At 71.5% G+C, this 12,391-nt stretch carries 9 protein-coding genes and 1 pseudogene; 8 read left to right on the top strand and 2 right to left on the bottom strand.

Going from position 1 to position 12,391, the window contains the following annotated elements:
* Positions 1-3: 3 nt before the first annotated feature.
* Both O7612_RS18730 and O7612_RS18725 read left to right on the top strand, forming a co-directional pair.
* Positions 4-702 (top strand): HAD-IA family hydrolase, encoded by a 699-nt coding sequence (locus O7612_RS18730; RefSeq protein WP_282266018.1) that lies wholly within the window; start codon positions 4-6, stop codon positions 700-702.
* Positions 703-705: 3 nt separating this feature from the next.
* Entirely contained in the window at positions 706-1,665 is a 960-nt protein-coding gene (locus O7612_RS18725; RefSeq protein ID WP_282266016.1) for an ROK family protein, read from the top strand.
* Between the two features lie 24 nt (positions 1,666-1,689).
* Here O7612_RS18725 and O7612_RS18720 read toward each other — a convergent pair whose 3' ends face one another.
* Positions 1,690-2,286, bottom strand: coding sequence for a TetR/AcrR family transcriptional regulator (locus tag O7612_RS18720; RefSeq protein ID WP_282266014.1), 597 nt, complete (start codon positions 2,284-2,286; stop codon positions 1,690-1,692).
* Between the two features lie 94 nt (positions 2,287-2,380).
* Here O7612_RS18720 and O7612_RS18715 point away from each other — a divergent pair, with 94 nt between their 5' ends.
* The 6 genes and pseudogenes from O7612_RS18715 (at position 2,381) to O7612_RS18690 (ending at position 11,495) form a co-directional block, all read left to right on the top strand.
* Positions 2,381-3,853, top strand: a complete 1,473-nt coding sequence (locus O7612_RS18715; protein WP_282266012.1) for an MDR family MFS transporter — start codon at positions 2,381-2,383, stop codon at positions 3,851-3,853.
* A 614-nt stretch (positions 3,854-4,467) separates the two neighbouring features.
* Positions 4,468-4,968 carry a nuclear transport factor 2 family protein gene (locus tag O7612_RS18710; RefSeq protein ID WP_282266010.1) on the top strand — a complete coding sequence of 167 codons (501 nt, stop codon included), beginning with the start codon at positions 4,468-4,470 and terminating at the stop codon, positions 4,966-4,968.
* A 268-nt stretch (positions 4,969-5,236) separates the two neighbouring features.
* Entirely contained in the window at positions 5,237-6,124 is an 888-nt protein-coding gene (locus O7612_RS18705) for an NAD(P)H-binding protein (RefSeq protein WP_282266008.1), read from the top strand.
* Positions 6,125-6,218: 94 nt separating this feature from the next.
* Positions 6,219-7,424: a cytochrome P450 gene (locus O7612_RS18700; protein WP_282266006.1), complete on the top strand. Its 1,206-nt coding sequence runs from the start codon at positions 6,219-6,221 to the stop codon at positions 7,422-7,424.
* A 47-nt stretch (positions 7,425-7,471) separates the two neighbouring features.
* Positions 7,472-9,394, top strand: a pseudogene (locus O7612_RS18695) (multicopper oxidase domain-containing protein); the annotation flags it as partial.
* 757 nt (positions 9,395-10,151) lie between these two features.
* The gene (locus O7612_RS18690) at positions 10,152-11,495 is read left to right on the top strand and encodes a cytochrome P450 (protein ID WP_282265979.1); all 1,344 of its coding nucleotides are present in this window, start codon (positions 10,152-10,154) and stop codon (positions 11,493-11,495) included.
* Positions 11,496-11,912: 417 nt separating this feature from the next.
* On the opposite strand, the gene O7612_RS18685 is transcribed toward O7612_RS18690, so the two are convergent.
* Positions 11,913-12,242 carry a non-heme iron oxygenase ferredoxin subunit gene (locus O7612_RS18685; protein ID WP_282265977.1) on the bottom strand — a complete coding sequence of 110 codons (330 nt, stop codon included), beginning with the start codon at positions 12,240-12,242 and terminating at the stop codon, positions 11,913-11,915.
* Positions 12,243-12,391: the final 149 nt, after the last annotated feature.

Here is a 12,391-nt window from a genome sequence, read left to right as displayed (position 1 = left end):
TCCATGGCGTTTCCGATCGTCGACCGTCCGGCGACCGTGACCGATCCCTCGACACCGGTCCGGCACGCGGTGATCTTCGACCTCGACGGGGTCGTCGTCGACAGCTTCGCGGTGATGAGTGAGGCCTTCGCCGTCGCGTACGCCGAGGTCGTCGGCGACGGTCCGGCCCCCTTCGGGGAGTACCGCCGTCACCTGGGTCGCTACTTCCCCGACATCATGCGGATCATGAACCTGCCGCTGGCGATGGAGGAGCCGTTCGTCCGGGAGAGCTACCGCCTCGCCGACCAGGTGCAGGTCTTCGACGGCATCCTCGAACTGCTGCTGACCCTGCGGGTACGCGGTCTGCGGCTGGCGATCGCCACCGGCAAGAGCGGGCCGCGCGCCCGCTCGCTGCTCGACCGGCTCGGCCTGCTCCCGTTCTTCGCCCACGTGATCGGCTCCGACGAGGTGGCCCGCCCCAAGCCGGCCCCCGACATCGTGCGCCGCGCCCTGGACCTGCTGGACGTCCCACCCGAACGGGCCGTCATGATCGGGGACGCGCCGACCGACCTGGCCAGCGCGAAGGGTGCCGGCGTCGCCTCGGCGGCGGCCCTGTGGGCGCCACCGGAGGACGTCGAGGAACTGCTCGCCGGCGGCCCCGACCTGGTGCTGCGCCGCCCCGCGGACCTGCTCGCCCACTGCCCGGCCGTCCGGGCCCGCTGACCGGTGGAGCCGGCCCACTACCTCGGCCTCGACGTCGGCGGCACCAAGGTCGCCCTCCGGGTCGAGACCGACCACGGGTCCGTCTGGGAGTCCACCCTGGCCTGGTCGCCCCGGCACAGCGTGGACCGGGACCTCGCCCAGCTCAGCGGGGAGCTGACGCGGCTGCGGGCGCACGTCGGTGTCCCGCTGCGCGCGGTGGGGGTCGCGATGCCCGCGACGGTCGACCCGCGGGGCCGGATCACCGCGTGGCCCAGCCGACCGGAGTGGACCGGCCTGGACCTGGCGGCGGCCCTGCGGGCGCTGTTCCCCGGGACGACCGTGGCCTGGGCCGACGACGGCGACCTCGGCGCGCTCGCCGAGGCGCGGGCGGCGGACTGCGACGATCTGCTCTACGTGGGGGTGGGCACCGGGGTCGGCGGTGGCCTGGTCCTGGGGGGCGTCCCCTGTCCCGGCCCCGACCGTGGCTCGTTCGAGATCGGGCACATCATCGTCGAGTCGGGCGGTGCGAGCTGCGTCTGCGGCCGGCACGGCTGCCTCCAGGCGGTCGCCTCCGGCCCGGCCACCCTGCGCCGCGCCGGTCGGCTGCGGGGATCGGAGGTCGGCTCCGACGAGTTGGGGCCGGCGTTGCGTGCCGGACAGCCCTGGGCCGTCGCCGCCGTCGACCGGACCTGCCGCGCGCTGGCCGCCGCCGTGACCAGCGTGCAGGAGCTGCTCCACCCGCAGCGCGCCCTGATCGGGGGCGGGTTCGCAGCCGGCGTCCCCGAACTCGTCGACCTGGTGGCCGACCGGCTGGCCGAGCTGGCGCGGGCCGGGCAGGACCCGCTGCCGGTGGGGCCGGCCGTGCTGGGCGGCCTGTCGTCCCTGCACGGGGCGGTGTCGCTCGCCCGTCTCGTCGCGCGACCCCCGGCGCGGGCGTCCCCGTCGCACGGCCCGTCGATGTCGGCAGCCGCCGGCGGTGGGTGAGCGGCGGGTCCGGCTGTTCCCGGGTCAGCTCCCGCCGGTGGGACGGAGCAGGGGCAGCACGATCGTGTCGACGATGTCGGCCAGGGTCTCGTCGGGAACGGGTTGGAGGGTGGTGAGCAGTTCGAGCCGCAGCAGGGTGAACGGCAGTTCCCGGACCCGTGGGGAGAGCCGGTCCAGGTCGATCTCGCCGCGCGCCGCCGCCCGCCCGTAGACGATGTCCAGGGCGTGCGGGCGGCCGTAGCGGATGACGTCGCGCAGGTCGGCCAGACCGGTGCCGGTCTCCTCGAAGTATCCGGCGAGGTGGACGCTCAGCACGGTGACGAACTCGGTGCGGGTGCGGCTGATCTCCTGCATGAGGGCCAGCAGGTCGCCGCGGAGCGAGCCGGTGTCCTCGGGCGCCGGGACGCGGTTGCGTTCGAGGACGTGCACGATCGTGGCCCGCAGCAGTTCGAGCCGGTCGCCCCAGCGCCGGTACAGCACGGGACGGCTGGTCCCGGCGCGGGTGGCGACGGCGTCCATGGTGAAGCGCGCGTAACCGGCCTCCTCCAACTCCTGCCAGGACGCGTCCAGCAGGGCCTGTTCCAGGGCGGTGCCCCGACGTCGCTTGCCCGTCTCACTCACCTCGACTCACCTGCGCAGCATACTTGCGGCCCTGCTTCGCCCGATCTACAGTGACGTCTCGATAAGAAACAAGAATGTATCTTAGGATGTGCCCATGTCCGCGTCCGGCAAGTCCGCGCCCGCCGCCGCACCCGCCGACTCCGACCGCATCGACCCGGTGGTACGGCGACTGGCGCTCACCGTCATCGTCGGTGCCCTGGCGGCGGTCTTCGACACCACGATCGTCAGCGTCGCCATCAACGACCTGGCCCGTGACCTGGACGCGCCCCTGAGCACCATCCAGTGGGTCAGCACGGGCTACCTGCTGGCCATGTTCGTCACCATCCCCATCGTCGGCTGGGCCCAGGCGGCGGTCGGCGGCAAGCGGCTGTGGCTGGGCTCGCTCGGGTTCTTCCTGCTCGGGTCGGTGCTCTGCGCGGCGGCGTGGGACGCCCCCAGCCTCATCGTCTTCCGGATCGTCCAGGGTGTCGCGGCCGGCATCATGATGCCACTGATGAGCACGCTCATCATGCAGGCCGTCCGCGGTCGCAACATCGGCCGGGTCATGGCGACCATCAGCCTGCCGGTCGCGCTCGGCCCGATCCTCGGTCCCGTCCTGGGTGGCCTGCTGCTGGCCACCGGGAACTGGCGGCTGCTCTTCGGGGTCAACATCCTATTCTGCGCCGTCGGGGGTTGGCTCGCCTTCCGGAACCTGCCCGACGACCGCCCCGTCGGCGAGCGGGGCCGGCTCGACGCCGTCGGTCTGCTCCTGCTGTCGCCCGGGGCCGCCGCCCTGATCTACGGCCTGTCCCAGATCCCGGTCACCTCCGGTCTTGGCAGCCCCAGGGTGCTGGTCCCCCTCGTGGCCGGTCTCGTCCTGGTCGTCGGCTTCGTCGGCTGGGCGCTGCGTCGGGGGTCCGCGGCGCTGGTGAACGTCCGGCTGCTGAGCCACCGGTCGCTGGCCGCGTCGTCGGCCCTGCTCTTCCTGGTCGGCGTGACCCTGTACGGCGCGATGCTGCTGCTGCCGCTCTACTGGCAGCAGGCCCGGGGTGAGGACGCGCTCGGTGCCGGCCTGCTGCTCATCCCGCAGGGCATCGGTTCGTTGCTGTCCCGACCGCTCGCCGGCCGGTGGACCGACCGGGTCGGTCCACGGTGGATCGCGTTCGCCGGCTTCTGCATCGTGGGTCTGGCCACCGTGCCCTTCGCCGTTGCCCCGGACTCGCCCTATCCGCTGCTGATGGCGGTCCTGGTGGTGCGCGGGCTGGGGCTGGGCATCGCCACCATCCCCCTGGCCAGCGCGGCCTACCTGGGCATGGACCACCGCGACATCCCCAACGCCAGCATCATCGTCCTGGTCACCCAGCAGATCGGCGGCTCGTTCGGCACCGCGGTGCTGGCCATGATCCTCCAGCACGCCGGCTCCGGTGCGAGGTCGCCGGAAGCCCTCACCCAGGCCTTCGGCACGACCTTCTGGTGGTCGGTCGGCTTCACCGTCCTGGCCGTACCGCTCTGTCTGCTGCTTCCTGGCCGGCCCAAGCCCCTTACCGATTCCGAGCAATCCCCAGCCGAAGTCCCCGCCGCAGCCTGATCAGCACCGTACGCCTTTATGCAATCGACATCGGCGAGTCGATGTGTGCGCTCGTCGTCGGCTCTTCCCCGGCCGGGGGAGTCGCATCCGGATGAGCGGGCGGTCAGGATACTCGGGGGGAGAGGACGCCCATCCCGCCGGGGTGTCCCGGTGTCTCGAACATATCTGCAGAGTGACCGTGAGGTCACGTTGTTTCTCCTCTTCAGAACAAAGTGGACAGACCTCGGAGGTTGCCCAAATTAGACAAGCGAGTACCTGATCTACAACCCGGTTCGCAAATGTCTCCGTGAGGTATGGTCAGTCGCGCGAGCCTGCCCTACCCTACGATGGCTCGCACGGATCGCCGGTGATCGCACGGCAATCATGTGGATGGCGGGGCAACCCAGGTTGACTGTCGGTAATCCACTTCTGTGGCTCGGGGAGCCACAGTTCATGGTCACCGGTGCTGCGGGCCGCGGCGGTGCTGTTCCTGTTCATCATCCGGTGGGGAATGTCGGTGCCTGGCCGCGTGCTGACGAAGATCGCGACTGCGACAGGGTAGGAGAGAACAGAACATGGATCGTCCAGGGGGAATCGTTCGGTCATGGCGCGGATCCGTCCGTGCCGTCGGCCTGTTGGCGGCTCTCGCCCTCGCCGTCCCCACTGCGGGATGTGCCGCCGACAAGGTCGAATACCGCGACGATCGCGGCGACATCACCCAGCTCATCTACCGTTTCTACGCCGACACGACGGAGGGGAAGTTCGACGACCTGAACAAGGTGCTCACCGAAGGGGTGGTCGTCAGCAATCCCGGTGGGGGTCTCACCGAGGGCCGGGAGAAGGTCATCGCCGGTGCGGCCGAGGGATTCAAGACCGAGGACCGGGTCCAGGAGATGGTCACCAATGTCCTCATCGACCTGAACGGCGACAAGGCCAAGGTCCGGGCGGACGTGGTGCAGCTCTTCGGCAGCAGTGTCACCCCGAAGGGGAAGATCGCCCCGGAGCCGGCGCTCACCCTCAACTCACGGATGCGCTTCGAGGCGGCGCGCAACTCGCAGGGGTGGCGACTGTCGCGCATCGAGGGCGACGTCCTGTGGGCGGTCGACAAGCCGGCGGCCGCACCCCCGGCGAAGTGATTCCGGTCCGGAGGTAACCGGCGGGTCGGGAAGGGACGGTGTGATCCACCGTCCCGAGCCGGCGGCCCGCACACCCGGGGGGTCGGGTGATCCGCGGGCGCCCGGCCGGGCTGCCCGGTCGCCGACCAGGGGTTCCGACCCCTGGTCGGCGGCGTCCGCCTGCCCCACGGCTATCAAAGCGAGGTATGCCCAGCCGCGTCCACCTGTCCTAGCCTACGAATGCCCGAGCGGATCACCGATCGGGCGAAACAGGCTTGCGGGGGGAATCATGACGATCCTGGTGACGGGTGCGACCGGCAACGTCGGCCGTCACGTCGTCGACCTGTTGCTGCGGGCGGGTGTGGAGGTACGGGCGACGTCCCGCAATCCGGACGCGCTCCACCTGCCGGCGGAGGTCGACGTCCGCCGGGCCGACCTGACCGAACCGGCGACGTTCGCGCAGGCGTTCCAGGGCGTCGAGAAGATCTTCCTGTACAACCAGCCGGCCGGCATCGACGGCGTCCTGGCGGCGGCCAAGGCCGCCGGTGTCCGGCACGTCGTGCTGTTGTCCTCACTGGCCGCCGCCGGCCGCGACCCGGACCACTGGATCGCCCGGTGGCACCTGGCCGTCGAGAACGCGATCGAACGCTCCGGTCTGTCGTGGACATTCGTCCGACCCGGGGCCTTCGCGGTGAACTCCCTGCTCTGGGCGCCCGACATCAAGCAGGGCCGGCCGGTGCGGCTGCACTACGCGCAGTCCTACCTCTCCTCCATCCACGAGCGGGACATCGCCGAGGTGAGCACCTGCGCGCTGCTCCAGGACGGGCACGCCGGGGCGAGATACCACCTCAGCGGTGGTGACAGCATCACCCAGGCCGAGCAGGTCGCCCTCATCGGCAAGGCGATCGGGCGTGAGCTGGAGATCGAGGACGTCACCGGCGACGACGTCCGCGCCGAGCTGCGCGAGCGGTTCGCCCCCCGGCTCCGGGAGCTGATCCAGGAGGGGGTGATCTCCCCGACCGACCCGCCCGGGATCATCGAGACCAGGGTCCGCTACTACCTGGAGGCCCTCGACGGCCCTGCCGAGATCGACGGCACCGTCGAGCGGGTCCTCGGTAAGCCGGCGCGCACCTTCGCCGAGTGGGCGGTGGACCACAGGGCGGACTTCACGAACTAGGCGTCTGGAGCGTGGCGGCCGTGGGTCGCCACGGATCCGCGCACCCGCACGGTAACCCGCACATCGCCATACTGGCCGCTCGAAGGGTTCGCGTATGACCGACACCGTGGTGTTCCCCCAGGACCGTACCTGCCCCTACCAGCCCGCTCCCGCCTATCCGTCGCTGCTCGAGCAGCGGCCTCTCGCCCAGGTCGCCCTCTACGACGGCCGGCACGTCTGGGCCATCACCAGTCGTGAGCTGACCCGTCGGCTCCTGGTCGACCCGCGCATCTCCAGCGACCGCACCAACCCCGCCTGGCCGATGATGTTCCCCAGCATCGCCGCCGCCGTCGGCGACGCCCAGCAGAAGGTCATGAAGATCGTCACCGCCCTGGTGGGGGTCGACGGGCCGGTGCACCAGGCCCGGCGCAAGATGCTGATCCCCAGCTTCACGATCAGGCGGATCAACTCGCTGCGTCCGATGATCCAGGAGGTCGTCGACGAGCGGCTGGACCGGATGATCGCCGACGGTGCCCCGGCCGACCTGATCCCGGCGTTCGCTGCCCCCGTGCCCCTGACCGTGCTGTACCGCGTGATGGGCATCCCGGAGGCCGACCACGAGGACTTCCACCGGATGTCCTACCAGCTCGCCGCCGGCCCGAACGCCAACCAGGCGTACGACGACCTGATGGCCTACATGGGCGAGCTGATCGCGGAGAAGCGGCGCAACCCCGGGACGGGAGTGCTCGACGAACTGCTCGCGAAGCCCGGTCCCGCGGGCGACCTGGACCACGAGGAGCTGGTCTCGACGCTGGTCCTGCAGGTGGCGGGGGGCCACGGCACCACCGGGACGATGATCTCGCTCGGCCTGTTCACCCTGCTCCAGCACCCCGACCAGCTGGCCGAGCTGCGGGCCGACCCCGCGCTGCTGCCCACCGCGGTCGACGAGCTGCTGCGCTTCGTGTCCATTCCGGACGGTGTGACGCGGCTGGCCGTCGACGACATCGAGATCGAGGGCACGACCATCCACAAGGGAGATGGTGTGTTCTTCATCACCTCCCTCATCAACCGGGACGCCGACGTCCACGACGAGCCGGACGCCCTGGGTCTGCGCCGCAGCTCCGCCCGGGACCACGTCACGTTCGGTTTCGGCACCCACCAGTGCCTCGGCCAGAGCCTCGCCCGCATCACGATGGAGATCGCCCTGGGTACCCTGCTGCGTCGGCTACCCGACTTGCGTCTCGCCGTCCCGGCGGAGGAGATTCCGTTCAACCCGACCGCGGGCTTCGAGGTGCTGACCGCACTGCCGGTCACCTGGTAGTACCCCTCGGCGTCGGTACGCCCCCACATTGCGCAGGAGAAGATCCGATGGAAGCCCCCGTTGAGCGTCGCGCGTTCCTGCTGTCCACCGTGCTCGGTACCGCAGGTGTCGTCGCGGGTACGCAGGCGCTCGGCCCGGACACCCCCGGGCAGGCGGCATCGGCGGCGGCCGTCGGCGGGCCACGAGCGGCACTCGTGGCGCCACAGTTCGGTCTCACCAAGTTCCTCGACCCGCTGCGGATTCCGCCGACGGTCCGGCCGCCCTCGGGGCGTCACCGCGACGAGCTGACCATCACGATGACCACCGTGGCGCGGCGGCTGCACTCACAACTGCCCGAGACGACACTGTGGACGTACGAGGGACACTTTCCCGGCCCGACCATCGAGGTGCGCCGTGACCGGCGGCTGCGGGTCGCCTGGGTCAACGAGCTGCGCGGCACGGTGCCGGTGGTCGCGGTCCGGGCGCCGTACGCGGTGCCGACGCCGGCGAACACCCCCGGCTACCGCGGCCCCGACGGCGGCCTGCCCCCCGGCGTGGAGCTGATCGACGGGGTCGCCGAGCTGCCGCCGTGGAACGTGGTGCACCTGCACGGCGCGCTGACCAACGGCGGCAACGACGGCTGGGCGCACAACGGCATGTCGCCGGGGGACGTGCAGCTCACCGAGTACCCGAACCGGCAGGCGGCCTGCGCCCTGTGGTACCACGACCACGCGATGGCGGTGACCCGGTTCAACGTCCACGCCGGCCTCGCCGGCCTCTACCTGATCCGCGACGAGGAGGAGGACCGGCTGCGGTTGCCCCGCGGTGACCACGAGATCCCGCTGGTCCTCGCCGACCGCAACCTCGACACCGACCCGGCGACCGGGGCGCTCACCGGCCGGTTGCTGTTCAAGTTCCAGTACCAGCTGGCGACCGGCACGTCGGCCCCGGTCACCGGCCCCTTCACCACCGTCAACGGGGTCATCTGGCCGCACCTGGACGTCGACGCGCGCTGGTACCGCTTCCGGGTGCTCAACGCGGCGAACGGCCGGTTCTTCCGGCTGGACCTGGTCGACGAGGCGGGTGTCGTGCACAACGACGCGGTCCGCATCGTCGGCACCGACGCCGGCCTGCTGCCCGCCCCGGCGGCGGTGCCGGCCGGCGGGCTGACCGTCACCCCGGCCGAGCGCGTCGACCTGCTCGTCGACTTCAGCCGGTTCCGGGGACAACGACTGCGCCTGGTCAACACCGGCGCGTCGATCGAGCCGGACATCATGCAGTTCCGGGTCGAGAGCAGGGGCCGCAGCGACTTCTTCACGCCGCCGGCCCGGCTGGCCGGATCGTACGTCCGGTTGCGGCAGGGCGGGACGGTGCCGGAGGACCACGACGAGGTGTTCGTGGCCACGACCCTGCCGGGGGTGGGCGGTCGGCCGCACCCGGAGATGTGGGAGTTGCAGGAGATCACCGATCCGGCGGCGCTGCCCACGCAGTTCCCGCAGGAGGGGGTGATCCAGCTGACCGACCCGGCGGCGGGACGGGTACGGACCTTCCGGAAGGCCGCGCGCCTGTTCGACGAGACCACGACGGTCTTCATCAACCGGGGCCGGTGGACGGTGTGGAACCTGATCCAGCTCGGCGGGGCGCCGCACCCGATGCACATCCACATGGCCAAGTTCCAGCTGCTGACCCGGTGGAAGATCGCCGACCTGACGGCCTTCGACCTCGCGGCCGGCGGCACGAGCAGGCCGTTGCCCACGCCGGTCGACGGCCCACCGATCGAGAAGCACGAAGAGGGTTGGAAGGACACCTTCAACCTCTGGGCCGGGGAGTGGATCCGCGTCGCCGGCCGGTTCGAGGGTGCCACCGGCCAGTTCATGTACCACTGCCACATCCTCGACCACGAGGACGAGGGCATGATGCGGCCCTTCGTCGTCCACCCGTCCGAGGTGGCCCGGTTCCACATGCACCCGGGTGGTTCGACCCACCACTCGGACGGTGCGGACCACCGTGCCGGTAGCGGGGCGCACCACGCGGACGGGGGACCGTCAGGTGGACGCTGACCGGCGGCGGTGCCCCGCGACGCCGCGGGTCCGACGCTCCCGGTCGAGCGGTGGACCGCGGGGCGGGGGACCGTCGCACGGTCCGCGGTACCGGTCGTCGGCCCGGGGCGGCGGACCTCCGCCCCGGGCCGACGACAGCTTCTCTGCCGGCGACAGCTTCTCTGCCGGCGACCGCATCCCGGCCGGCGCGACCAGCGCCGGCCGGGGTCCGGCGGCAGCCCGGCGATGCCCACGCGTTGCTCGGCGTCCGCGCGATGTCTTTTTGCCAAATTGTTGCCTCGGGCGACCGAAGTGGCTGGTCACCGCCCTGGGTCGCCACGGGCCGGACCCACCTTCCGGAGCAAGGGGGCCGGACCCACCGCCCGGATCCGGGGGAACGGATCCACCGCCCGGATCCGGGGGAACGGATCCACCGTCCGGATCCGGGGGAACGGATCCACCGTCCGGAACCGGGGACGGACCCACCTCACGGATCGAGGGGACCAGACCCACCTCACGGATCGAGGGGACCAGACCCACCTCACGGATCGAGGTGGCACACGCACCTGTCGGACAGCACACCGTCGCGGAGCGTCCCGACCTCAGGCCACGGTCGCGCCGATCCGACCCACGCACCAGCGGCGGGGTACGCCCCCGCCGCCTGTAAACCCGGCCGACCGGCGGGTCCGGCCGACCGCGTACCGATCACGTGACCATCCTGGAGGGCGACATGGACACCATCAGCGGTACCTGTCCCGTAGCCACCGGCAACGGGGCCGCCGCACTGGACATGACGGACGCCGACCTGCTCCGCGACCCGTTCGGGGGGTACTCCCTGCTCCGTGAGCAGGACCGGATCGTCCTGGCCGTCTACCCCACCTCACCCACACCGCTGTGGCTGATCACCCGGTACGACGACGTCAAGAGGGTGCTGGGCGACCAGCGCTTCGCCAACAACCCGGGGAGCGTGCCCGGCGCGAACGTCGACGAACTGCACGACGAGCTGGCCAAGGCGCTCGGGCTCGAGGAGAAGTACATCAAGATCTTCACGAGCAGCCTGCTGGACGCCGACGGCGAGGACCACGTCCGGCTGCGGCGGCTCGTCTCGCGTACCTTCACCGCCCGGCGCGTCGCGGCCCTGCGGCCCCGGGTGGAGGAGATCGCGGCACGACTGCTGGACCAGCTCGCCCGGCGGGCGGAGGCGGACGACGCCGACGGGGTGGGCGTCGTCGACCTCATCGAGAACTTCGCCTACCTGTTGCCGATCAACGTGATCTGCGAGTTGATCGGCATCCCCGAGGCCGACTGGCCCCGGTGGCGGCAGTGGGGGCGGGCGGCGTTCTCCCTGGAGCCGGGGGCGCAGAACGAGCCGATGCGCGGCATGGTCGACCACATCACCGAACTGGTCGAGCAGCGTCGTGCCGTGCCGACCGGCGACCTGCTGTCCGGGCTGATCGAGGCGCACGACGAGGAGGGCGACCGGCTCACCGGGGACGAGCTGATCACGATGGTGCTGACCCTGGTGCTGGCCGGCACCGAGAACACCGCGCACATGATCGGCAACGGCACCCTGGCCCTGCTCACCCACCCCGACCAGTTGGGCACCCTGCAGGCCGACCCGGCGCTGATGCCGGCGGCGGTCCAGGAGCTGATGCGCTGGTGCGGCCCGCTGCACGGCACCCAGTTCCGGCACGCGGTGGAGGATGTCGAGATCGGCGGCGTCACGATCAGACAGGGCGACCGGCTGATGTGCATGCTCGTCGCGGCCAACTACGACCCGCGTTACTTCGCCGACCCGCACCGCCTGGATCTGCGCCGCCAGCCCGACAGTCTCCGTGAGACGCACGTGGGCTTCGGCGCCGGTCTGCACTACTGCCTCGGCGCGCACCTGGCCAAGCAGGAGTTCGAGGTGGCGTTCAGTGGGCTGCTGACCCGCTTCCCGAACATGGAGCTGGCCGTTCCCGCCGAGGAGCTGGAACGGCAGAACATGCCCGGCTCCTGGCGGTTGCGGCGGCTGCCCCTGCGCCTGCACGGAACGCCGCGGCTCGGGTGACCTACCCGGGCGTCCGGGTCGTGGCCGTCGGCGTGGCGCCGGCCCACGGAGGCGGAGGCGGCCACGACCCGGTCCCCACCCGGCACGGTGGTCGCTGACCACCGTCCCCACCGTCCGCCGGTGTCCCGCCGCTCGCCGCGACCGGGCTCCGGCGGACGGGTGCGACCGCGCACCGGCGGGGACGACGCGCGACCGGGCACCGGCGGCGAGGCACGAAAGGGCGCCGGCGGGACGCACGACCGGGCGGCGGGGACGACGCGCGACCGGGCAGCGGCGGGGACGCACGACCGGGCGGCGGTGGCGAGGCGCGACAGAGCAGCGGTGGCGAGGCGCGACAGTGCCCGGGCGCGACGGAGGACCTGACCACTCGCCGTACCATCGCGTCCGGAGGGCAGGACCCTCCGGACGCGGGGCGGGTCAGTTGACGGTGGTGCCGGGGTCGACGAAGACCTCTCCGTCCTCGACCCGGACCAGGTAGACGTCCACCGGTTCGACGGCGGGCGGCGCGGTGGGCGCCCCGGTGCGCAGGTCGAAGCAGGCGCCGTGCATCCAGCACTCGATGCCCTTGCTGGTCACCTCGCCGTCGGACAGTGCCATCCGGGCGTGCGTGCACTGGTCCCGCAGGGCGTGCACCTCGTCACCGATGCGTACCACCACGACGGGGACGTCACCGATCTGGACGGCAAGCGGTGCCTTGTCGTCCAGCTCGGACAGGGCACACAGTCGGATCCCTTGCGGCGTGGGCATGCGGGCGGGTCTCCCTCTCGACGCGGAACGTGCTGACCGGCCCGGGACGGGCCAGGGTCGTCCTGGCGACGGACGACGTGCAGGTCTGGGTGCTCCGGGGACCGGGCCACCCAGACCTGCGTCGCCTGGTGTAGGTATACAGCCGACCT

Source organism: Micromonospora sp. WMMD987 (assembly GCF_029581435.1).
In the GTDB taxonomy this organism is placed as follows: Bacteria; Actinomycetota; Actinomycetes; order Mycobacteriales; family Micromonosporaceae; genus Micromonospora; species Micromonospora rifamycinica.
This window is presented reverse-complemented; position numbering and strand designations above follow the sequence as displayed.